Annotated in this window: 18 protein-coding genes and 1 pseudogene; 9 read left to right on the top strand and 10 right to left on the bottom strand. The window is 52.5% G+C overall.

Going from position 1 to position 23,633, the window contains the following annotated elements:
* Window positions 1-6 precede the first annotated feature (6 nt).
* The 6 genes from ACYVAD_RS14505 (at window position 7) to ACYVAD_RS14530 (ending at window position 11,775) form a co-directional block, all read left to right on the top strand.
* Complete coding sequence (locus tag ACYVAD_RS14505; protein ID WP_461140221.1) at window positions 7-1,362, top strand: vanadium-dependent haloperoxidase; 1,356 nt, start codon at window positions 7-9, stop codon at window positions 1,360-1,362.
* 193 nt (window positions 1,363-1,555) lie between these two features.
* Window positions 1,556-2,767: an ROK family protein gene (locus ACYVAD_RS14510; protein ID WP_461140222.1), complete on the top strand. Its 1,212-nt coding sequence runs from the start codon at window positions 1,556-1,558 to the stop codon at window positions 2,765-2,767.
* 36 nt (window positions 2,768-2,803) lie between these two features.
* Complete coding sequence (locus ACYVAD_RS14515; RefSeq protein WP_461140260.1) at window positions 2,804-5,083, top strand: GH92 family glycosyl hydrolase; 2,280 nt, start codon at window positions 2,804-2,806, stop codon at window positions 5,081-5,083.
* A 102-nt stretch (window positions 5,084-5,185) separates the two neighbouring features.
* Entirely contained in the window at window positions 5,186-6,616 is a 1,431-nt protein-coding gene (locus ACYVAD_RS14520) for an alpha-L-fucosidase (protein ID WP_461140223.1), read from the top strand.
* Between the two features lie 125 nt (window positions 6,617-6,741).
* The gene (locus tag ACYVAD_RS14525) at window positions 6,742-9,021 is read left to right on the top strand and encodes a GH92 family glycosyl hydrolase (RefSeq protein ID WP_461140224.1); all 2,280 of its coding nucleotides are present in this window, start codon (window positions 6,742-6,744) and stop codon (window positions 9,019-9,021) included.
* A 120-nt stretch (window positions 9,022-9,141) separates the two neighbouring features.
* Window positions 9,142-11,775 (top strand): glycoside hydrolase family 2 protein, encoded by a 2,634-nt coding sequence (locus ACYVAD_RS14530; RefSeq protein ID WP_461140225.1) that lies wholly within the window; start codon window positions 9,142-9,144, stop codon window positions 11,773-11,775.
* 72 nt (window positions 11,776-11,847) lie between these two features.
* On the opposite strand, the gene ACYVAD_RS14535 is transcribed toward ACYVAD_RS14530, so the two are convergent.
* The 4 genes from ACYVAD_RS14535 to ACYVAD_RS14550 all read right to left on the bottom strand — a co-directional run bounded on the left by ACYVAD_RS14535 (window position 11,848) and on the right by ACYVAD_RS14550 (window position 14,215).
* Window positions 11,848-12,252: a GyrI-like domain-containing protein gene (locus ACYVAD_RS14535; RefSeq protein WP_461140226.1), complete on the bottom strand. Its 405-nt coding sequence runs from the start codon at window positions 12,250-12,252 to the stop codon at window positions 11,848-11,850.
* A 10-nt stretch (window positions 12,253-12,262) separates the two neighbouring features.
* Window positions 12,263-12,481 (bottom strand): hypothetical protein, encoded by a 219-nt coding sequence (locus tag ACYVAD_RS14540; RefSeq protein WP_461140227.1) that lies wholly within the window; start codon window positions 12,479-12,481, stop codon window positions 12,263-12,265.
* 69 nt (window positions 12,482-12,550) lie between these two features.
* Window positions 12,551-13,771, bottom strand: a complete 1,221-nt coding sequence (locus ACYVAD_RS14545; RefSeq protein WP_461140228.1) for an MFS transporter — start codon at window positions 13,769-13,771, stop codon at window positions 12,551-12,553.
* Window positions 13,772-13,939: 168 nt separating this feature from the next.
* The gene (locus tag ACYVAD_RS14550) at window positions 13,940-14,215 is read right to left on the bottom strand and encodes a hypothetical protein (RefSeq protein WP_461140229.1); all 276 of its coding nucleotides are present in this window, start codon (window positions 14,213-14,215) and stop codon (window positions 13,940-13,942) included.
* A gap of 326 nt (window positions 14,216-14,541) precedes the next feature.
* On the opposite strand from ACYVAD_RS14550, the gene ACYVAD_RS14555 reads away from it, so the two are divergent.
* Together ACYVAD_RS14555 and ACYVAD_RS14560 are read left to right on the top strand one after the other, a co-directional pair.
* On the top strand, window positions 14,542-15,144 hold the full coding sequence (locus ACYVAD_RS14555; protein WP_461140230.1) for a hypothetical protein: 603 nt from the start codon (window positions 14,542-14,544) through the stop codon (window positions 15,142-15,144).
* Window positions 15,145-15,508: 364 nt separating this feature from the next.
* Complete coding sequence (locus ACYVAD_RS14560) at window positions 15,509-15,811, top strand: hypothetical protein (RefSeq protein WP_461140231.1); 303 nt, start codon at window positions 15,509-15,511, stop codon at window positions 15,809-15,811.
* A 743-nt stretch (window positions 15,812-16,554) separates the two neighbouring features.
* On the opposite strand, the pseudogene ACYVAD_RS14565 reads toward ACYVAD_RS14560, so the two are convergent.
* The 4 genes and pseudogenes from ACYVAD_RS14565 to ACYVAD_RS14580 form a co-directional block, all read right to left on the bottom strand.
* Window positions 16,555-16,659 (bottom strand): annotated as a pseudogene (locus tag ACYVAD_RS14565) (integrase core domain-containing protein); the annotation flags it as partial.
* A gap of 288 nt (window positions 16,660-16,947) precedes the next feature.
* Window positions 16,948-18,792: a family 43 glycosylhydrolase gene (locus ACYVAD_RS14570; RefSeq protein ID WP_461140232.1), complete on the bottom strand. Its 1,845-nt coding sequence runs from the start codon at window positions 18,790-18,792 to the stop codon at window positions 16,948-16,950.
* 47 nt (window positions 18,793-18,839) lie between these two features.
* Window positions 18,840-19,421 (bottom strand): O-methyltransferase, encoded by a 582-nt coding sequence (locus tag ACYVAD_RS14575; protein WP_461140233.1) that lies wholly within the window; start codon window positions 19,419-19,421, stop codon window positions 18,840-18,842.
* A gap of 47 nt (window positions 19,422-19,468) precedes the next feature.
* Window positions 19,469-20,404, bottom strand: a complete 936-nt coding sequence (locus ACYVAD_RS14580) for an NAD(P)/FAD-dependent oxidoreductase (RefSeq protein ID WP_461140234.1) — start codon at window positions 20,402-20,404, stop codon at window positions 19,469-19,471.
* Window positions 20,405-20,617: 213 nt separating this feature from the next.
* Here ACYVAD_RS14580 and ACYVAD_RS14585 point away from each other — a divergent pair, with 213 nt between their 5' ends.
* A complete protein-coding gene (locus ACYVAD_RS14585; protein ID WP_461140235.1) occupies window positions 20,618-21,394 on the top strand; it encodes an SDR family oxidoreductase in 777 nt (258 codons plus the stop codon).
* Window positions 21,395-21,509: 115 nt separating this feature from the next.
* Here the strand turns inward: ACYVAD_RS14585 and ACYVAD_RS14590 are convergent, their stop codons facing one another.
* Together ACYVAD_RS14590 and ACYVAD_RS14595 are read right to left on the bottom strand one after the other, a co-directional pair.
* Window positions 21,510-22,700, bottom strand: a complete 1,191-nt coding sequence (locus ACYVAD_RS14590) for a DUF748 domain-containing protein (RefSeq protein ID WP_461140236.1) — start codon at window positions 22,698-22,700, stop codon at window positions 21,510-21,512.
* 129 nt (window positions 22,701-22,829) lie between these two features.
* Window positions 22,830-23,609, bottom strand: a complete 780-nt coding sequence (locus tag ACYVAD_RS14595) for a pentapeptide repeat-containing protein (protein ID WP_461140237.1) — start codon at window positions 23,607-23,609, stop codon at window positions 22,830-22,832.
* Window positions 23,610-23,633 lie beyond the last annotated feature (24 nt).

The following is a 23,633-nucleotide window of genomic DNA, read 5'->3' on the forward strand; positions in this document are numbered from 1 at the left end:
TATACGATGAAACAGTACTGGCTGCTTTTTCTACTTCATTGCCTGGCGCTCCAGGGGTTTGCCAACCCACCAGAAGAACCGTCGGCAACGGTGGGCTATACTAAAGCGTTAAAGCACCTGACCGACGTTATGGTAACCGATGTGACCGGTCCCTGCGGGGCCGCTCGTTACTACGCTTATGCTAACCTGGCCGCATACGAACTGATGTATCGCCAGCAGAAACCGGCAGGCTACGTACCACTGACAGGTCTACTGCATGGTTATACGATCCCGGCGCCGACAAATGCTGACCCTAAAATCGATGTTGAGTTTGGAGCGCAGTATATCCTGCTGCGAATGGGCGAGGAGCTACTACCGTCGGGTTACATCCTGGAAGAATACCGTAACCAACTGATCAGCGATAGTCGTGAAAAACGGCATCTAAGCCCCGCCTTGCTCGATCAGTCCCGCGCCTACGCCGATAGTCTGGTCAAGAAACTAGTGAAATACGCAGCAAAAGACGGCTACGTAAAAACCAGTGGCTACGTTAGATACACACCATCCGAGAAACCAGGTTCGTGGCAGCCAACACCTCCGGCCTATTCCGAAGCTTACGAGCCCTATTGGGCGGTTGTACGGCCGTTTCTGCTTGACAGTGCCAAACAGTTTCGGCCAGCCCGCCCCGTAGCGTACAGCGAAGACAAAGGATCGCCGTTTCATCGCCTGGCGAAAGAGGTATACGATACCAGTCTGTCGCTGACAGCAGATCAACGCCACATCGCTAACTTCTGGGACTGCAATCCCTTTTTCCTGAATCAGAAAGGGCATGTCAGTTTCGGGACAAAAAAGATATCCCCCAGTGGACACTGGATGGGAATCACGAGCCTGATCAGCGTGCAGCAAAAACTGTCGTTAGCCGAAACCATCCGCTGGCACGCACTGGTAGGGCTAACGATGGCTGACGCGTTTATTTCCTGCTGGGACGAAAAATACAACAGTGACCGAATTCGGCCGGAAACTTACATCAACCAGCACATCGACCGGGCCTGGCGTCCAATGCTACAAACTCCGCCGTTTCCTGAATATACGAGCGGACATAGCGTCATGTCACAGGCAGTGGCTACTATACTGACGGCGCTAGCGAGTGAACCCATCGGCTACACAGATACAATTGAAGTAGAGTTTGGCGTACCGGCCCGAACCTACCGATCGTTCACCCACGCAGCTCGAGAAGCCGCCATTTCGCGGCTGTACGGCGGCATTCACTTTCGGGATTCTATTGATCAAGGTGTTTGGCAGGGAGAACAGGTAGGCCAGTTCGTTCTGAAAAAATTAGGCTTGTCCGCCAAAGCGAGTCCGGTTGCAAAGAAAAATAAGAATTGACAGCGTATCGGATAGTAAGCTGCTCATTCAATGTCTTTTAAAAGATGTACTTGACCTAATACGAGTAGGCAACAGTTCATAAACTGATCCTGCGAATGAATTGAAGTGAGTTATAACCAAGAACCTGGCCCTTTTCACTATACCCCGCACACAGATCATGGCGATTTGAGCAGTGGGGAGCAAACTAATTGCTATGCAGGATAATGTTGTCATCTCCGTCATTGACACGAAGAAGAACAAACTTAAACGGAATATTATTGCCGAACTCTACCGATCCGAATCGCGCACAATTGCTCAGTTGGCGAGTATGCTGCATAGTAGCGTGCCGTCCATTACGGGTCTGATCGAAGAGTTGAATGTGTCGAAGTGGGCTCGGGGAATCGGTACAGGAACGGCTCAGTTTGGGCGGAAACCCTCCCTGTTTGCGCTCAATCCCAACTGTTACGTTTCTATCGTTATCGATGTAAACGTACACGATACCAAATTGATGGTATTCAACCTGAAAAATCAGGTTGTTCACCGAATTGACCTGAATTTGCAGTTGGGCGAATCCCCGCAGCTAATCGATAATCTGCGCGTACCTCTAATGGAACTGGCAGACTATATCAACCAGGAAGATCGGGTGGTTATCGGCATTGGGGCAACCATGCCGGGGCTGGTCAATCCAATGCTTAGTCTGAACCACACATATCCGGAGTTGAGCCAGCCTGGTCAGTCGTTGAGTATGCTCATTGCCTCGCTGTTCGACGCGCCGATCTATTTTATCAACGATACAAAAGCGACGATTCTGGGGGAACACCATTTTGGGCTGGCCCAGGGCAAAAAGCACGTATTGTCCATCAATATCGATTGGGGAATTGGCCTGGGCGTCATCATCAACGGTGAAATCTTGCAGGGAACGGCGGGCTTCGCTGGGGAGCTGGGGCACATTCAGATGAAGACCGACGGCGACCTGTGCTTTTGTGGTAAAGTAGGCTGTCTGGAAACGCTGGCGTCAGCGTCGTCGCTGATTCGGCGGGCCAAAGCGGGGCTCGCCGAGGGGCGGGTCTCGCTGCTGGCCGAGGAAGGGCCTGAGAAAGTGACTATCGAAATGATTATCGCCAAGGCCAATGTTGGCGATGCGTTCTGCATTGATCTACTGAGCGACGTCGGTAGTGAACTGGGACGCGGCCTGGCAACGGCTGTGCATTTATTCAACCCAGAGCTGATCATCGTAAATGGCGTGCTGGCCCGAGCGGCAAAAGCCATCACGCGGCCTATCGAGCAGGCTCTGGACAAGTATTGTCTACTCAACTACCGCGACAACCTGACTATTGAATTATCTGAACTGGGCGAAATGGCAAAACTCTACGGTACGCAGGCTTACGTCCTGCAAAACCTGCTTGAATACGAACAAATCCCCTAATTTATCTAACAAGTGAAGATTTCATTTCTCAACGCTATGACACTGGCCGCGGGCCTGCTGGCTTCCGTGTCTCAAACGAAGGCGCAACAGGTCGACCGGGTCGATGATCCGGTTGAATGGGTGAACCCGCTGATGGGTAGTGATTCAAAACCCAGTCTGTCGAACGGTAACACGTATCCGGCCATTACGATGCCGTGGGGCATGAACACCTGGATGCCCCAGACTGGTAAGATGGGAAGCGGCTGGGCCTATACCTACGCGGCCGATAAGATTCGCGGTTTCAAACAAACGCACCAGCCATCGCCCTGGATGAACGACTACGGTCAGTTCTCCATTATGCCGATTACGGGAAAACTGCGCCCGAAAGAAGACGACCGGGCCAGCTGGTTTTCGCACAAGGCCGAAGTGGCCAAGCCGTATTACTACAGCGTGTATCTGGCCGATCACGACGTAACGACCGAGATCGCTCCTACCGAACGGGCGGCCCGATTCCGGTTTACCTTTCCGCAAACGGATAGCGCGTTTGTCATCATCGACGCCTTTGATAAGGGGTCGTTCGTGAAGATCGTTCCGGGTCAGAACAAAATCGTTGGCTACACGACCCGTAACAGTGGTGGCGTACCCCAGAATTTCAAAAATTACTTCGTCATTCAGTTCGACCGGCCGTTTGCCCGAACGGCTGTCTGGAGTGATTCGCTGATCACCAGTCAGCAAATGGAGCTAACCCACAACCACGCCGGAGCCATCGTTGGTTTCAAGACCCGCAAGGGTGAGCAGGTGCAGGCTCGGGTGGCTTCATCGTTCATTAGTCTGGAGCAAGCCGAGCGGAACCTGGGTGAAATAGGTAACGATAACTTCGAAACCGTCAAGGAAAAAGCGAAACAGGCCTGGAACACCGAGCTGAAGCGGGTGGCCGTTGAAGGCGGCTCGGTCGAGCAGATGCAGACATTCTATTCCTGCCTGTATCGTTCGTTACAGTTTCCGCGTAAGTTCTACGAGATGGACGCCAACAACAAGGTTGTCCACTACAGCCCGTTCAATGGGCAGACCCTGCCGGGATATATGTTCACGGATACGGGTTTTTGGGATACGTTCCGGGCACTGTTCCCCTTCCTGAACATGATGTACCCAACGTTGAACAGCCACATTCAGGAAGGTTTGGTCAATACGTACAAAGAAAGCGGCTGGCTGCCGGAGTGGGCGAGTCCGGGTCACCGGCCGGTTATGATCGGGTCGAACTCGGCATCGATCGTGGCCGATGCGTACCTGAAAGGCGCTCGGGGATATGATATCAACACGCTCTACGAAGCAGTGTTGAAAAACTCCGAAAACGCGGGCCCCATATCCACGCTGGGCCGGGCGGGTGTTGACTACTACAACAAACTGGGTTACGTTCCCTACGACGTAAAAATCAACGAGAACGCAGCCCGCACGCTGGAATACGCCTACGACGACTTCACCATCTATCAACTCGCCAAAGCGCTGAAACGTCCGCAAGCTGAGATTGATCGTTTTGCCAAGCGCAGCCAGAACTACCGCAATCTGTTCGATCCCGAGCACAAACTGATGCGTGGCAAGAACCAGGACGGTCAGTTCCAGAAACCGTTCAATCCCTTCAAGTGGGGTGATGCGTTTACGGAAGGCAACAGCTGGCACTACACCTGGTCGGTTTTTCACGACGTCGAGGGCCTGATTGGACTGATGGGTGGCCGCAAGGCATTCGTGGGTATGCTGGATTCGGTCTTTGTTGTGCCGCCAATTTTTGATGATTCCTACTACGGGTCGGTGATTCACGAAATCCGTGAGATGCAGATCATGAACATGGGGAACTACGCCCACGGCAACCAGCCAATCCAGCACATGACTTACCTGTACAACTTCGCGGGTGAGCCCTGGAAAAGCCAATACTGGGTACGCGATGTCATGGATCGGCTGTACAAACCCACGCCCGACGGTTATTGTGGCGATGAAGACAACGGCCAGACATCCGTTTGGTACGTGTTCTCGGCCCTGGGTTTTTATCCCGTCTGTCCGGCAACGGATCAGTACGTTGTAGGAACACCCTTGTTCAAGAAAGCCACGTTGAGCCTGGAAAATGGCAAAAAGCTGGTGATCAACGCGCCGGATAACAGCGCCCAGAATCGTTACGTTGGGAAGCTGAAACTGAACGGCAAGAATTACGAAAAAAACTGGTTGAGCCACGCTGAACTGATGCAGGGTGGTAAACTGGAGTTTAAAATGGTTGATGAACCGAACAAACAACGGGGCACGCAACCTGCTGATTTCCCGTACTCCTTCTCGACGGAGAAGCGGTAACCGCTGGCTATACTAGTATCGCCGTTGGTTGTGCTGCGCTCCTGAAGGAAGCCGGACACAACCAACGGCGATTGTTTTTGAGATCTATTTTCCCATAATTCTATGAAGCGTACCTACCTACCGTTACTGGCGGCCCTGACACTGGCCCTACCTAGCCTCGGTCAGCAACACTCCGAACAGAATCACAGCAAATACGTCTGGCCGAAAGATGCCCAGGTGAAGGATAAACTCGACCAGTGGCAGGATAAGAAATTTGGTCTGCTCATGCACTGGGGTACATACAGCCAGTGGGGCATCGTTGAATCCTGGTCGCTCTGTCCCGAAGACGAGGGCTGGTGCGAACGCCGGGGGCCCTACTCCGCCAACTACAACGACTACAAACGGGCCTACGAGAATATCCGTACCGAATTTAACCCGGTAAAATTCAATCCCGAACGTTGGGCCGAAGCCGCGAAAAAGGGGGGTATGAAATACATGGTCTTCACGACCAAGCACCACGACGGATTTTGCATGTTCGACACGAAGCTGACGGATTACAAAATTACCGATCCGAAAACGGCCTTCGCCAAGAACCCGCGTAGTAACGTGACGAAGGAAGTGCTGGATGCCTTCCGGAAGCAGGATTTCATGGTTGGTACGTATTTCTCGAAACCCGACTGGCACATCGACAGCTACTGGAAACCGTACTGGCCCGCCAAAGACCGGAACGTCAACTACGACCCGAAGAAATACCCCGAAGAATGGAAGAAATTCGCTGATTTCACCAACGGCCAGATTCAGGAGCTGATGAGCGATTACGGTAAGGTCGACATCCTCTGGCTCGATGGTGGCTGGGTGCGTCCGTTCAATACCATCGATTCGACGATCAGCTGGCAGCGGTCAATTCCGTTCAATCAGGACATCGACATGGCCCGGATTGCGCGCGAAGCCCGGCAGAAGCAACCGGGTCTGCTGGTGGTGGACCGGACCGTAACCGGAGAGTTTGAAAACTATGTAACCCCCGAGCACCAGATTCCGGACCATTATATGTCCATCCCCTGGGAGACGTGCATGACGATGGGCGACAGCTGGTCGTACATCCCGAAAGAGAACTTTAAATCGTCGCGCAAGCTGGTCCAGATTCTGGTCGACATCGTGGCCAAAAACGGTAACCTGCTGCTGAACGTAGCGCCCAGCCCCGAGGGAGACTGGCACGATGAAGCATACAGCCGTCTGGCCGAAATTGGAAAGTGGATCGACGTGAATGGCGAGTCGATTTACGGAACCAAGCCGCTGGCACCCTACCGCCAGGATAAATGGGCGTTCACCAAAAAAGGGAACGTAAAGTACGTGTCGTACCTGCCCGCCGAAGGGGAAAACCAATTGCCTGCCAACGTAACGCTGCCGATAGCACCGGGAAAAAGCCTGACGCTGCTGGGCGCCAAACCCGTCCTGAAATGGAAGAAGTCGGGTGCTGGCGCTAGCGTATCCATTCCTGAAGCCGTCCGGAAACAGCTCACCAATCAGCCTGTGTGGGTCTTCAAACTGAGCTAATATATGTCGCGCTGCCCGTACCGGCAGGAGCCGACAAGCGCGCAAGTTCAGCTACTTTCTACATAGACGATCACCAGTTAAGATCCAACTGGTGATCGCGGCAAACAGGCTTCATATCAACTAGTATGCATTTATCGTTAATCAAATTGTCCATTCGCGGGCTGCTCATCGGGTGTAGTATTGCACTGCTGCAACCGCTGGTCAGTACGGCCCAGGTGCGTAAACCGTCCGGTCTGACGCGCTACATTGATCCGTATATTGGAACGGGCTTTCACGGCCACGTTTTCATGGGCGCCAACGTACCCTTCGGCGCCGTCCAGCTTGGTCCAACGCAGATGTCGACGGGCTGGGACTGGTGTTCGGGCTATCACTATTCGGATTCGCTGATTGTGGGCTTTGCGCATACCCACCTGAACGGAACGGGCATCGGCGATCTGGGGGACGTGCAGATTATGCCCACCACGGGGCCGGTCAAACTAACCCGCGGTACGAGTAAAGATAGCAAGAGCGGTTACGCGTCCCGCTTCTCACACACGGACGAGACGGCGCAACCGGGTTATTATCGAGTGAAGCTACAGCGCTATAATATTGACGCAGCGCTAACCACCACCCAGCGCGTTGGACTGCATCAGTACATCTTCCCTCAGTCCAGCGATGCGCATATCATTATCGATCTGGGGGAAGGCGTGGGCGACCGACCAACCGAAACGTACCTGGAAAAACTTAACGATTCGACAGTCGTCGGTTATCGTTTTTCAAAGGGCTGGGCTACCGATCAGCGCTTGTACTTCGCGGCTGTTTTCGCTAAACCGATTGGTAAGCTGGATCTTTATAACGACCAGAGTTTGGTTGCTGCTACATCGGTAAAAGGCGTTCGGGTGAAAGGTGTAGTGAGCTTTGAGACCAAGGCCAACGAAAAAGTGCTGGTGAAGGTAGGTATATCGCCCGTCAGTTCAGCCAATGCGCTGGCGAACATCCGGGCCGAATTGCCGCACTGGAACTTTGCAAAAGTAGCTGCCGACGCAGATGCCGCCTGGAGTAAAGAATTGAGCAAAGTGACGGTAAAAACCACGAGTCAGGACCGGCTCAAGATTTTTTATACAGCCCTGTTTCATACGTTGGTAGCGCCCTCGCTCTTTAACGATCACAACGGCGACTACCGGGGGACCGATAAACAGGTCTACGCTAAAGCGCCGTTCAACAACCTGACGACGTTTTCGCTCTGGGATACGTACCGGGGGGCTAACCCGCTCTTTACGCTGACTCAGCCGGAGCGTGTGAGCGATATGGTCAACTCCATGCTGGCTATCTACGATCAGCAGGGGAAGCTGCCCATCTGGCATCTGGTTGGTAACGAAACGAATACCATGCCGGGAAATAGCTCATTCCCGATTATCGCCGATGCAATCCAGAAAGGTATTGGTGAGTTCGATGTGAACCGGGCGTTTGACGCTATGAAAAAGAGCGCCATGCTTGACGTACGTGGCTTAAAGTTCGTAAAAGAGCGGGGGTATATTCCGGGTGATAGCCTGGTTGAGAGCGTGGCGCAGGGGCTGGAATACGCCATTGATGATTGGGCCGTGGCGCAAGTCGCGAAGAAACTGGGTAAACAGGCTGACTACGAGTACTTCAGTAAACGTGGCAAGGCGTATCAATACTATTTCGATCCGGAAACCCGCTTCGTGCGCGGTCGCCTGTCGGATACCGAACGTCGAACTCCGTTTAGCCCTTTTGTATCGCGGCACATGAAAGACGACTTTGCTGAAGGGAACGCCTGGCAGTATACTTGGCTGGTGCCGCAGGACGTCGAAGGACTCATTGGCCTGATGGGGGGCGAGAAGGCCTTTACGCAGAAACTTGATTCGCTCTTTACGGCCAAAGGCGACATGGGTACCGAAGCGTCCAATGACATTACAGGACTGATCGGTCAGTATGCTCACGGCAACGAGCCAAGTCACCACATTACGTACCTGTACGGTTACGTAGGGCAACCTTGGAAAACAGCCGAAAAAGTGCGGTTCATTCTGGATAGCATGTACACTACCCGCCCTGATGGCCTGATTGGTAACGAAGACGTTGGGCAGATGTCGGCCTGGTACGTGCTCTCCTCACTGGGTTTCTATCCGGTCAACCCAGCTAACGGCGCGTACGTATTTGGTAGCCCGGTATTTGACGACGTAACACTGAGTTTACCGGCTGGTAAGACGTTCCGAATGCGCACCAAAGGGAACAGCGCCAAAAATCGCTACATCAAGAGCATGACGCTGAACGGTAAACTTTACACCAAATCGTACCTGCTCCACCAGACCATCCAGAACGGGGGTGACCTGGTCATCGAGATGACCGACAAACCCAGCACGACCTGGGGCACCGCCCCATCAGATCGGGCGAAGTCGGTTTATTAATAAGGGATAAGAGACGTAAGAAGAAAGATGACAAAAAAAGCATCTCAAAAGGTCTTTAGTCTTACGTCTTGTCTCTTGCCTCGCTCCAAATCCAACTAGAACATTACAACCTGAATAGTTATGAATCGTCTCACTTTCCGGCTGGCAGCACTGCTGCTGGCTCTGTCGTCTTGGGCGTATGGACAAAAGGAATATGAACTCAACACCGGTTGGCAATGCAACCCAATCGGCAAAACGAACGAGCAGGGAACGGCTATTTCGGTGCCGACGTATGCCCTAACGGGCTGGCAGCCCGCCGTCGTGCCTGGTACCGTGCTGACTACCATGCTCACTAACAAGCAGGTGCCGGACCCGTTCTACGGAATGAACAACAACAAGATTCCGGATATCTACAACACGGGGCGGGATTATTACACCTACTGGTTCGTCAAGGATTTTCAGGAAACTGCCCGCAACGCTGGCGAACAGGTGTGGCTGAACTTCCGGGGCATCAACTACAGCTGCGACGTATTCCTGAACGGGCATAAGCTGAACAGCAAGCCGTACACGGGCATGTTCCTGCGGCAGTCATTCAATATTACGCCCTTTCTCCAGAAAGATGGTAAGAATCGATTGGCCGTTATTGTGTACCCACCCGATCCGGTGGGGAATCCCAATGGTGGGCAGGGGGGCGATGGTACCATTGCCCGTAACGTAGCACACCAGTACGTAGCGGGCTGGGACTGGATTCAACCGATTCGCGACCGGAATACGGGAATCTGGGACAAAGTGACCATCGAGAAAACGGGGGCCGTGAACGTAAAGAACCCGCACGTGATCACTAACGTACCGGGTAAACGGCAACCTGACGGCGCTCAGCAACCAGCCACCGTCAAGGTGTCGGCCGAGCTGGAAAACGCTTCGACGAACCGGCAGGAGGGAACGCTTACGTACACCATGAACGGCCAGACCGTAACGAAAAAAGTAAGCCTGGCGCCACGTACGACAACTACGGTTGAGTTACCTGCGCTGACTGTAGCCAACCCGAAACTCTGGTGGCCGAGCGGCTACGGCGAACAGTATCTGTATCCGGCTACGGTGAAATTTGAGACGGGCGCGAAGGCCGTTTCTGACGAAGAAAAGCTGAATGTGGGCGTGCGCGAAATTCAGACCGAATGGAACACCACCACCCGCAGTCGGCAGATTCTGGTTAACGGACAAAAGGTATTCATTAAAGGCGCCAACTGGATTATTTCTGACGCTATGCTCCGGTTCACACCCGAGCGGTACGATGCCGAGATGCGCTACCACCGCGACATGAATCTGAACCTGATTCGGATCTGGGGCGGTGCTCTGACGGAGCGTCCGGAGTTCTACCAGGCCTGCGATAAATACGGCCTACTGGTGATGCAGGATTTCTGGGGCTCGGGCGACTGTAACGGGCGCTGGGTCGATCCAATGAAGAAAGATGATCAGTGGACGCGCCGGAAATACCCGGACGATCATTCCCTGTTCCTGACCTCGGCCGCCGATCAGATCAAGATGATCCGGAATTACGCGTCGCTGGCGATGTGGTGCGGTGGCAACGAGATTACGTTACCGCAGGACATTATGAACCCCCTGCGCGATTCGATCCTGCCCAAACTCGACGGTACCCGCTGGTTTATCGATTACTCGAACTCCGACGAAATGTCATACAATTTCCTGGGCGGCAACGGCGATGGTCCCTACGGTATTCAGCCGCTGAAAACGTTCTGGTCGTACCGGACCTGGCCGTTCAATTCCGAAGTTGGCTCGGTGGGCGTAGGCGATTATACGTCGCTGGAGCGATTCATCCCGAAAGAAAACATGGGCGTCCCGGTCTATAAAAATAACCGGAGTCAGGTTGATTCGGTCTGGGATTACCACAAGTACATTGGTTACGACGCGTCGATTGATCCTTACGGGAAAGCCAAAGACGTGCGGGATTTTGCGAAAAAAGCCCAGCTTGTGAACTACGACCAGTACCGGGCGCTGATGGAAGGATTCAGCGCACACATGTGGGACTGGTATACCGGCACGATCATCTGGAAAACGCAGAATCCGTGGACCTCACTGCGGGGCCAGATGTACGACTACTACCTCGACCCCAACGCTGGGCTGTACGGTTTACACAGTGGCAGCGAACCGCTTCACATCATGTATAATCCCGTCGATAGCATGGTGATGGTGGTGAACAATACGTTCAAGTTTCACCGCGACATGATGATGGTCGTGAAATTGTACGACATGGATGGCAAGGAAACGGTACTGACGCAGGTGTTTTCGGAAATCGGCCCGTCGCTGGTTCGGCCATACGTACCCATCGGACGGGCGTTGCAGAATTTGACGAAAGACAAAGGTGGATTCCTGGTGTTGCAACTGCTCGATCTCGACAAAAAGCCGCTCAGTGAAAACACGTACTGGCTACCCGACGCGAAAGGTGACTATTCGGGATTGCAAACCATGACAAAAGCCCCCCTGCAACTGAAAGCCCGGCCAGTTAGTAAGGGCAAAGTAGAGGTGACGCTGACGAATCCCGCCGGTAGTCCCGTGGCGTTCTTCAACCGGCTCTCGCTGGTGGATAGCCAGACCAAAACGCGGTTGCTGCCTGTCTTCTACAGCGACAATTACGTATCGGTAGCCCCCGGCCAGCAGAAGACCATCACGATGGAGTATACGCCGACCAACAGCGGTTCGACGATGGTGTCGCTGGAAGGTTGGAACGTTGACGACCAGTTCGTTCCGGTGAACTAAGCTGCAATTTATGTAGAAGTAAACAGCCGGACCGCTCTGACTACCCAGAGCGGTCCGGCTGTTTTTATGGGTTTAAAGACGGGGCTTGACCGGCTCGCGCAAGATCGTTTTCAACGCTTCGGGTTTCGTTCTCCGGAAGTCAGACAGGTAGATTTCGTGATGCAGCCCTGCTTTATCCAGCTTATTGGCCTGACAAAAATCCATAATCTGTTGCAACGTAACGTGCTCGTTGGAAAAAGGACCGAGGTGCAGCATTTGCACAACTAATCCTTCTTCGTACTGTAAAAACGCCACCTCGTCGGCAAAGGAAATTTGTTTCTTCGCTCTTTTGGCCGCCTTCGCGGTTTCGACCAGATCGGCTGGGATCGACTCTGGAATCCGAATCAGCATACGCCAGTACCAGTCTGATCGGGGGATAGCCGTTGGCGTATCAGCCATAGCAACGGCACTGTACTTGTCCACATCGAACCACCACAAGCCTTCCAGCTTAGCGACGACGAAGTCCTGCTGCTGGGCCCTTCGCCAGAAATTTAAGTCCGTAAGCCACGCTATAGAGCGCCTGAAGTTTCTGCCCGTATTCGTCTGATTCGGGGGCACCCTGTCCGCTGATCGCGAGGTAATTGGCAGGAGGCAGGGTGATGAGTTCGGGTTTTGTGGTCGCTTTGTAGTACGACGGGAATTGTTTAGCCAGATCGAGCTTATCCATATTCGTTGTCAGAATGAACCGGACCCAAAACTGGCTACCCATACTGACAACCCTATGACAGCAGCGTGATTACGCTTTCTGCGGTTGCCGTTCAAACCGCCATGCCTGCCAGGCTACAGCGGCCATGCACATACCGAACCAGAGGTAAGGTAACCGCAGGTCGACCAGCGACAGCAGACCGAAAACAAGTGTTGTAACGAAGCTGGCAAATCCCTGCATCGCCTGATTGATACCGAACACTTCACCCCGGTCGTCGTCCGTCGTGCGCTGCGCCATCAACCCTTCGATGAGGCCCTGAATCAGCGAGAGCGTAACGCAGTCAATGGCTACCACAACGTAAAGCGCCACGACCGACGTTCCCACCAGACCGTAGGCAAGCAGGGTAGGCACGCCTAGCAGGGCAAACCAGAAAATGGTGCGAACCTGGTTGATGTGGTCGGCAATACGGGCGTAAAAGACGTAGCTGATAACGATACTCAGCGCCCCGAAAAACATGAAGAAGTAGGAGATCCCTTTGGCGTCCAGATGCAGTTCGCCCAGGCTAATGAACGCAATCATGTAGTTGTAATACCCGATACTGAGCGTGAGAGCCAGTTGCATCAGCACGAGTTGTCGCAGACCGGGATGCTGTCTGTCTTTATCAACCAGGCGAGCCCAGAGCGTATGAACATTGAGCGCCTGGACCAGTTCGGTTTTCAAAACGGCTGTTTCAACGCCCGGCGGATTGGCGTGCGTTTCGCGAAGAAGCCAGCTCAGCAGAATGTTGACGCTTGAGAGCAGAACGGCCATGAACGCAACCGTTTTAGCCTGATCCCCTTCGACAACATCAAAAGTTGTCAGCAACAGCCCCGAAGCCGCCGGCCCGATCACGAATCCTAGCGATATAATTGCCCCCTCGATCCCCAGATTGCGAAACAGCTGGTCCTTCGGAGAAATGTCCGTGATGGCCGAACGTACCGTGGCATACATACCGTTGGTGCTGCCGTCGCTCAGTCGGTTCGCAAAGTAAAAGCCAACGCGTACTGGCAGCAGAAAGCAGCCGGCGAGGAACGTACCAATGGCGGAGATGATGAAAATAGGTCGTCGCCCGTACCCGTCCGATAACTTACCTAGCAGCGGGGCCGAGAAAAGCTGCATCCCCAGAAACAGCGCAGTACCTGCCGCCAGCCACAACTGGGGGCGCTCCATCCCTTTGACAAACTCGGGTAAGATAGGACCAACCGCCGACCCAACAATGACATCAATGAGGATAATGGCGTAAATAAGCAGCAGACGGCGATCGCGGAACATGAACAATAGAGGGGTACCCTGTGTAACACCCGAACGTATGCTCAATGTTCAGCGGGCGGTTGCTTTTCGGGTAACTTGTTTCGCTGTCATTCGTAAAAGGTCATTCCCTAATACCGACAGTAGCTACTATGCACTATATCCCCGTAATCGTCTGTAAAATCAGTACACTTAGAAAGCCACCGGATAATCTGTAGCCGGTTCATGCCGACGTAACAGCGGACGGAGCTGAGCCAGGCTATAGAATCTGCTTTTAAGAATATACCCCTGAGTACTACAGTTGATGACCCGTTTGTTACGGCGGATGCTTCCCCGGGAGTCGAACCGATACAACTGCTTGTCGCGGCCAAAGAAGTAACCAGGAAATCCTTCTATATCCCAGATACGTTCAACAAGTTCGGTTACGGGTAGTTGTCTTGCCACAATTTTTGCAATAAATCCGATCATTATGTAAACTTACGCAGACGTTGAGTAACGAATTTTGGTGTCAGCAAAAGTACACATAATAACTCAAGCGCTAAATGGCAACCATCTGATTGTTAGTAGTTTACCATTTAGTGATTTTACGTATAATAATATATTGGGTGAACCGGCCATAAAGTACTTGTTCGGCGGGGCCCGTGCGACACTTTGAACGCCCCGGTTAGGCAAGTTTTGGGGTTCCATTTCCAGCTTTCGGATGACAAGCCAAACGCCCTGCATGGCAATCTGGACTTACATTTTTGGGTTTCTTGCGACAAAGTAGCCCCCACTAACAATAGACCGCTAATACAGTGACCAAACTGTTGATTTTTAACCCACAAAAACCGGAATCTTTAAATGCTACCAGCTTCGCCGGGTTGCCTATTCAACAGATAGGTTCGCCCCTCAAATGGCCGATTTGCCAAACCTGCGAAAGTGAAATGCAGTATCAAGGTAAGATCAAGACCGACGCTGGGTTAGAATTGATTTTTATGTGCAACAACGATCCGGGTATGTGTGATGAGTGGGACGCTAACGGCGGGGGCAATAAAGTAATGCTTGTTGAAGGTTTACAGTTAGAACCTTTCTATCCTACAGAGGGAGAGCTATCTATACGAGACACATCAGAGTATAGTACCGATATTATAGAAATTGCGGCTGAGGAGTATTATGATGCCAAAGAAAGTTGGGGAGGGGAAGACGAAAAGGTTTTGGGCCAATTGTACGGTGCGCCAAGCTGGCTACAATCAGATGAAACGCCTACTTGTGACACATGCCGCCAACCAATGCGCTTTGTTGCACAACTTGAAGAAGGGCCATCTACAATTGAACTCATGAATTTTGGCGGGGGAGGTATCGGCTATCTATTTGATTGTGTGGAGCACAAGTCTGCTAAGTTTTTGTGGCAATGTTAGTGTGCCGTTGCTCCTGCGACAGGTAGCACGTCCCGAAGGAAAGTTAACAGCCCAACCGGCAGGGGGTGTAAAGGTTCCAATTTGTTGCCGTTCAAGTTAGTTTTGGCATCATCCATCAGCCCCCTGGGTTGTTGGGTGCAAGCCAAAAGCTGGGAGTGCATTTCCAGCTTGTGGGCGACAAACCAACCAGCTCGACAAGGCAGCTTTGGGCTTCCATTTTCGGGTTCCGTGTGACAACACAAACGCCCCGGTTGAGGAGCTAAGGTTTTCATTTCTGGGCCTCCTGCGACAGCAGAAACGCCCCAACTCGGCAGGCTTTTTACTCGTTAGGTAGGTTTCGGCTGACAAGCAAACTTTGAATGAAATGGAGTACGTTTTTTTAGAACCTTGGCTTGCCGCCGACAATAGCCCGACAGTAATAGCCGAGCTACAAAAAGAGATTAATCAGCAGCATCCTCTTTCTGGAAAGTCGGTTGAATTAATCGGGCGGAGTTTACAGGCCGATGACTACTTGTTCAAAGTTGCCAATAGTATTTATAAGTATTGCGTTGTCCATCTGACATGGACAGGACGCAAGGAGACAAGTTCGAGTTTGCCGACAGTTGCTTTCTATAAAAGTTGGGAAGCCTTTACTGAAGAAGTGATGAAGCCTTTACTGAAGAAGTGATGAAGCCTTTGCACCAAGACTATTTGGAATGATTTGGTTGTCGTGCTTCACCTGTCTGGCGACAGGGTGCACGTCCCGAGGGAAGATTTTCAGCCCAACCAAATGAGGGTGTAAAGGTTGCAGCATCGGTTGTTCAGGGACGTAGCGTCATCATCCATCAGCCCTCATGGTCGTTGGGTGCTTTATCTGAGCAGTGCGCGTTTGGCGGCTCCCGTCGGCAGATCGCACGTCTCGATAGGTATGCTTTAGGCTCGTTTGACGTGTGTACTCAATAGATTCGCCCATCGGCGCACCAAAAAAGGCATTATATGTTTGTAAGAAAGGATTACTCTAAAATGACATCTGACGAACTCGTGTCAGAAGCGAAAAAGATGAACTCGCGAAAAATTCCATTCGCGCTGTTCATGGGTGCATTAGTTGGTATTGCTATTTGATCGGCTGCACACAATGGAGGTTTTGTAGTGACCGTTATTTTGCTCATTAGTGCTATTGCATCTGGCAACGTCTATTCAAAAAACGTGAAGAGTATTCAAGCAGAAATGAGCCGTAGGGATACTCTTCGTTGATTTGCTCCGCCTGGTTGGGCTTCCGGCGGCAGGTAGCACGTCCCGCAGGCCAGCTTTCAGCGCAGCTAAATGAGTGAAGGTTCTGGGACGTAATAGTCAGTAGAGTAAAGCGACTTCTATCAACCCCACTGAGTCGTTGGGCGGTTATACCTGGTGTGCTTGGCGACACAATTATGTTCAGTTCCACCGTTCGGCGCACTTGCCCAGATTCTTAAGCGTATTAGCGGTTAGTACTCCTCGTAGAAGTGTGCCATTGAACCGCTCGGTGTAACCATTCTGAGTCGGCTTGCCTGGCTACAGTCAATGGATCATCACCTCCTTATCCGCACACTAATCCGGCGAAGCTTGACTTATAAACTCAGGCCGCGGTGACGGACCACTCATCATCGCTCCACAGTCGGACAGATGTACCGTGCTGCTCGACCAGCAGGTCCAATAGCCAAATAACCCGCTGAGTGGGTAGTAGATAATCCACTTCGATGCCCAAAGTTTCCCGATTGCAGTCATCTCGTGCGTTAAGCGTCCGAAATTTACGGCCGTCGATCAATGAATTAGGGGGCCTATTACGCCTTATCTTTTACCAAACTCCGATCCGTCGTCAATCACGTTACTCAGCGCCGAAACCCCGTTCTCGTCGAAGGCTTCAATGGCGAAATAGTAGGGGACACCAACGTTTAGCGCCCGTAGCTCGAACGTGCGGGCCAGGCCGACGCTTCGGTCATCGTTCCAGAACTGATACGTCTGGTAGAGCTTGTCGGGTGCAATCCCCCAGCGAATATTGTAGCCAACGGCGCCAGGAACTTTGGACCAGCGTAAGTCCGCGTTGCGCTGATCTTTCTGCCGTTTTACGGTCAGCGATGCTGGGGGCGCAGGTACTTTACCCAGTCCGTTGCCGAAGATACGGAACGCATTGATGGCCAGCGTCGGTCCGGCTACGTAAACGTGCTCGTAGCGAACGTAACGCGCCCGGGTCGATTGCGAAAGTTCTACATAGGCGCAGGCCCGGTCGCGTTTGGGTTCGTTGGTGAGGTCGGCGGCTACGTGCCACGTTCGGTTGTCCGTCGAGGTGAGAATTTTGAACTGCGTATACACGGTCGAGTCCGATTCGAAGATCGTTTGCTTGTAGTCGATGTAGTCGACCTGCACCGCTTTTACGTCGCGCTCTGTGCCCAGATCAATGGTTAATGTTTCGCCCGGTTTATTCTGCCCCGCCACCCAGAACGTGCGCGGGTTTTCGTCCGTCACCTTGTCGGCGGATAACGAATCAACGACGGAAGCTTTATACGTCGAAGAGGCAACGGCCGGTTTTCGATAGGAAAGCAGCATCCAGCCGGTGAATAATTCGTCCCGTTGCTGAGCTGCCGGTCCTGCCGGGCCGTCCAGTTTTTTCGTGGGGAGGTAGTGCGGAAAATCACCGAACCGGGTATTGGCGTAGAGTTGGTCATCCTTATCGAAACCGGCCGGGTTCATCACGATCCGGCGTTCCATACCCCAGTTGAAGCCAATCCAGGTGGTCCCGGTATTCCAATAATTGCCAAAATTATCCTGGAACGTATTGCCGTGGCCGCAGCCGGTAGCAAAACCGCCGGGCTTGTAAGCAATAGGGTTGTAAGGCGCGTACTCAAACGGGCCGAGTGGCGTCTTTCCTATGTACGTTCCGTTGCCGTAGACGTTGTACTCTGTACCCGGTGCGCCGTATTGCAGGTAGTATTTGCCGTTGTATTTAGTCATCCAGGCTCCTTCGGTGAAGGGTTTGAAGGGGTCGGAATGGTTTGGGCCGAAGCGCTCCCAGCCGTGGGCGTACGGGTCGAGCCAGAGCATGGCTTTGTACGACTCGGCCGGATTGTTCCCTGCGTAGGTCAGCTTACGGTTCTTGTCCAGCTCGGCTCCGAAAATGGGGTAAACGTTCGACGAGCCCCAGTACATGTACCACTTGTCGGTATCGTCGTCATGGAACAAGGCCGGGTCCCAGGGGCCAATGTCTTTTGGTAGTCGGGGCAGCCAGCGATTGAAAAACTTGAGCTTACCTTTCTCTGGCTCGGTCGAGTAGAATATGGGGCGTTGCTCGAATGTCGACTGGAACAGGTATAACGTATCGCGCACCGACAGGGCCGCCGGGGCACACATGTCTTCCATCGGCCACTTGTCGGGGACAACGTAACGCCAGTTGATCAGATCGGTCGAGTGCCACCAGCCGCCCTGAATCGTGACAAACAAGTAGTACTCGTTCTTGTGATTGATAATCACCGGATCGGCTCCCGACCGATACGAGATTTTCTCGTTCAACTGCTCAAAGTTGTACCGATAGCTGATATCCATCGGGTTGCAGTAGGTTTTCTGCCTGCTCGCGGGCGTCTGCCCAAAGCTGCATCCTACGAACAGGCAGAAAAAGAAAAAGAAGAGAAAACGAATCATATCGGCCAGACGCTTAACTAAAATCGAAAGGCAGGAGCAGACCTGAGCTACTTTTTCACGGCAATGATGATGCCCGTCGACCAGTTGAATTTGGTTAGCGTGAGCGTATCGTCGGCTTCCAGCGTGTCGACCAGCCGGTCGGCTTTGTCGCTGTGTCCTTCGGGCCAGTTAGGCTGGGGCAACATATCGTCGATCAGGTAAATACCGCCTGGTTTGAGTAAGGCCAGCGTTTCGGCCAGGTGGTTGTATTTGCCCGGCCAAGAGTCCGCAAAAATCAGATCGACGCTGGCGGGGGTAAATTGACCGATGATGTTTTCGCCCTGATCGCAATAGATAGTCAGACGCGGGTCGTTGCCCAGGTACGTACGCGCAACGGACAGCGGCTTCTCGTCGTTGTCGACCGTAATGAGCCGGGCATCGGCGTCCATCCCGTCCAGCATCCAGCAGGCTGACATTCCGGTACCGGTGCCTAATTCCAGAAAGAGCCCACCAGGTTTGGTCGAAACCAGCGTACGTAGCAGCGAACCGGTCTGTTTGTCGGATGGCTGGCCAAACTGCTGCGCGAGGGTGTCGGCCCATATGGCCTCAAATTGGGTGGGCTCGCTGAAATTGATCTGATCGTTTAACATCGAAGTAGATGGTTTGAGCGCCAAACTACGTATTTCGCCAAACGTTTCTAAGCGCGATAGGATGGAATGGCCCTCTGATCTTCCTCAATCATTTCCCGGTTCAGCATCGCGCCTGCCATACTGCCACTGGCTACTGCGGCCGCTACCTGGCGCATGGGAGAACTACTGTCACCGGCTGCATAAACGCCCGGCACGCTGGTTTGCCCGAACGGCGAGACTTTAATCAATCCCGTGTCGGTCAACGTGCAGCCGAGCTGATCAGCCACGTTGGTATGCTGCCGATTCGGAACGTGACTGAAAATGGCGGTTAGCTCATGCCGACTACCAGACTGGAATCGGAGCGCTCGTAGCTGTCCCTGCTCGTGCTCAATAGCGGCTACGGGTTCTTCCACGATAGGAACGCCAAGTTGAGTGATGAAACTCCGCTGTTCTTCAGTGAGGTCGGCAGGACCGTTGGTAAACAAGGTCAGATCTTTACTCCAGTGATAAATGAGCCGGACCAGGTGATTGGCGGTGTCGCCCCTGGCCAGAATCCCCAACGGCTGGCTGTGTACTTCGTAGCCGTGGCAGTAGGGACAATGCAGAATCGAGCGACCCCAGCATTCGGTAAAACCGTCGATAGCCGGCATACTATCGTAGACACCGGTTGCCAGCACGAGTTTCCGGGCGATAAAGTGTTGCCCACTGGCCGTTTGAACTCGAAAACCGTCGGTTGTCTGCGAAGCTGTCGTGACCAGATCCGTCTGGAACGTAACGGTTGGATAGGCCAGTACCTGCTCCTTAGCGACCGCCGAAATCTGGGTGGGTGTTTCACCGTCGCGGGTCAAAAAATTATGCGAGTGGGGTGTCTGCCGGTTGCAGGGCTTACCGCCGTCGATGATCAGTACGTTGCAGAGCGATCGGCCCAGTGACATTGCCGCACTGAGTCCGGCGAAGCTGCCTCCCACGATAATGACGTCGAATGAGCTGAGTGGTTGATCCATGAACTAGTAGACTTGTTGAACAGAGAAAGTACAGTAAATTTGATTATGCAACTATGTTGCAAAAATTATAGTTCACTGGGCTTCCATCCAAGAGACGCTGTCGATTGGCTTTTAGGACTAACAAAATGGGCGTTACAGGGTTGGTCAAGTAGCTATTTGCTATAAATCAACTGGTCGTATAGCATCCCGCATAGGGATAACTTAACAGAACGTATGGAAAAAAAAGTAGCTGTCATCACGGGTGCAGGCTCTGGGATCGGTAAAGCCACAGCCCTACTACTGGCCCAGGAAGGAATACGCGTTGTGGCTGTCAGCCATACCGACGAAGAAATCAACCAGACGGTTGACGAAATCAAACAGGCGGGTGGGGAAGCAATCGCTGTTACCGCTGATATATCCGTTCCCGAGCAGATGGAGCAGTTGTACGCCAAAACCGAATCAGAATTTGGTCGACTGGACATTGTGTTCGCTAACGCTGGGATCAATGGGGTATGGGCCCCAATCGAGGATCTAACGCCCGACGAATGGAGCAAAACAGTCAACGTCAATCTGAACGGTACATTCCTGACGGTCAAATACGCCCTACCCCTGCTAAAACGGCAGGGTGGTGCTATCATCATTACGGCTTCGGTGAATGGCACCCGGATTTTTAGTAATACGGGGGCATCGGCGTACTCATCGACCAAAGCGGCCCAGGTTGCTTTCGCGAAGATGGCTGCGCTGGAGTTGGCCAAGCACCGTATCCGAGTGAATGTCGTCTGTCCGGGCGCGATCGATACGGCTATTAATGACAACACGAAAAAGCGGAATCTGGAAGCAGCAAAAGAACCCGTCGAGTTTCCGGAGGGGGTCATCCCACTGACCGACGGCGAACCCGGTCAAAGCAAACAGGTGGCCGATCTGGTTTCATTCCTGGCATCCGACCGGGCCAGCCACATCACCGGCACGCCCATCTGGATCGACGGGGCTGAGTCGCTGTTGATGGGGTAGAGATTAGGAGATAGACAAAAGACGTAAGACGGTCAGACAAAAGACGTTAGATGCAAGATGGACTGTCTCCGTTCTTGTTTCTAACGTCTTTCTTCTTTTATCTATTCTCTGCTGTCTAATCGTTCTTCTTGCGTTCAGCCTTTTTTTCTTCGCGCTTTTCTTTGCGCTCGGCTCGTCGCTCTTCCCGTTTCTCCTTCCGTTCTGCTTTGCGCTCAGCGCGCTTGGCTTTATAGTCTTCTTTGAAACTTTTGAGCGCATCTTTGATGGTAATGCTGTTATCGAACTCACCTCTGAACGCTTTGATATAGGCGTTACGTAATACGCCAAAAATAGTTGGCCAGGTAGCGGTCTCGATATCGTCAATAGTGCCGTTGAGTGGAATACGGGTGGCCACTTGGTCGTGGCGCTGGTTTTTGAGAATAGCCGTGCCGCCCTGCGCCAGCAGCTCGGTGAAGAATTGACCAACAGATCGGCCTCTGTGCTCATTCAGCTTAAAAATCTTCATGCCTTTGGTAAGCGGCTTCAAATAACCATTCAGCTTACCGTCCAGCATCGCCATTTCGCTGTAAACGCTCATCGTACCGCGTTCAAAGTCGAGGTTGGCGTATTCACGGGCAAGGGGGTTGAGTTTTGTCAGCTGTAGCTCCGTAAACTCCATGTTGTAGTCGAAGTCCGGAAAGACCTTGAACAGGTTCATGTTCGCGGAGAAATTCAGCGCTCCGCCATAACCCGGCACGTTTCCCGTAGCCACTACCGGCGATGGTAATTTGTTCGTCTTGTCCTCTACGTTGCGGATATTCTTGATTTCACCCTGAAAATTCTTCAGCGATACATCCGCGCGGGGCTGGGTAATCAGGCTGGTCAGGTTAACGGTACCGTTGATAACCGCAAATCGGTTGATGTCGATGGGAAGCAGTTCCTTCAAATAGGATGTCCAGTCCACCTCGGCCCCCGTCTGACTAGTGGCTTCGTCGTCGCTGAAGGCAAAATTAAGCTCAGGCTCGTAGGCTTCGACCTCACTGACCAGCTTCCCCTTGAACAGGGATTCCCACTCGATGGACAGATCGGTTTTGGGAACGTACAGAAACGGCTCTTTGATCTTACCGTTTACCTTCCGAATACGTAGATCATCGATCTGGTACGCCCCCCGAATTAGTTGAATATCGACATCTTCGATATGGCCGGTATAGTCACCCATATCGGCCAGTTGTTTATTAATGTAGCGCAGTACGAAGTACGGCAACAGGAGCCTGGCGACGACCAGCAGGACAACAAAAGCAATGAGAAATTTTGTGGTGCGTTTCAAAACGTTGCGTTAATTGGTGTATGAGATAAATAACGCAAAAACGATAACAGAGGTTAATAAAACAGGTTGGCAGTCAACTACCTTGTGGGAATTGACTGCCAACCTGTTTCTATCTGCAAGAACTAAAAATTAACGACTATTAGGGGAGAATTTCCGGCCAGCGAGCGTGGTATATTTAAAATCGGTAGGACCGTCGAAACGCGTATCGTCGAAGGTGCTGCCATTCGGAAATTTGGTGTATTTGAAGTCGGTGTATCCCGCAAACCGAGCCTGCCGGAAATCGACACCTTCGCCAAATTTGGTGTATTTGAAATCGGCCGAACGAGTAAAAGTTACCCCTTGAAAAGCCGAGGCCTCGTCGAACTTCGTGTATTTGAAGTCAGCGCTCCCGTTGAAAGTGCTGCCGTTGAACGTAACGTCATCCTTAAACTTGGCGTATTTAAACAGGGCTTCTTTGCGGAACGTATTGCCAGCGAGTTGTGCCCGCTGGTCGAAAACAGAGTATTTGAAAGCAGCATCATCCTCGAATTCGCAGTTTTCCAGCGTAATCGCTTCATTAAAATTGGCGTTATACACCGTGTTCGTTCGGTTGAGCAGCCGCTTGCCGTCCTGTTCATCGACGTGGTAAGCCAGGACTTTGCCCGTGAAGCGGCAATTTTTGAACGTGAGCGGTACCTCAACGACGCTCAGAAACTCCCGCGACTGGTTACCCCAGTTGCCTTCGCTTACTTCTCGCCGGTTGTTCAGATTCGTCAGATCCAGATCGCCCGTAATCGTTACGTTCTGGTACGAAACGGCTTCCTTTCGATTGATTTTCGCGATGATGTCTTTGGCGTCGATCGTTTTTTGCGCCAATGCAGGAACAACAGCGATGAGAGTGGACAGTAGGAATGTAACAAACGTTTTCATGGGATTACAAAAGTAGGTTTGTTC

Source organism: Spirosoma pomorum, assembly GCF_054776615.1.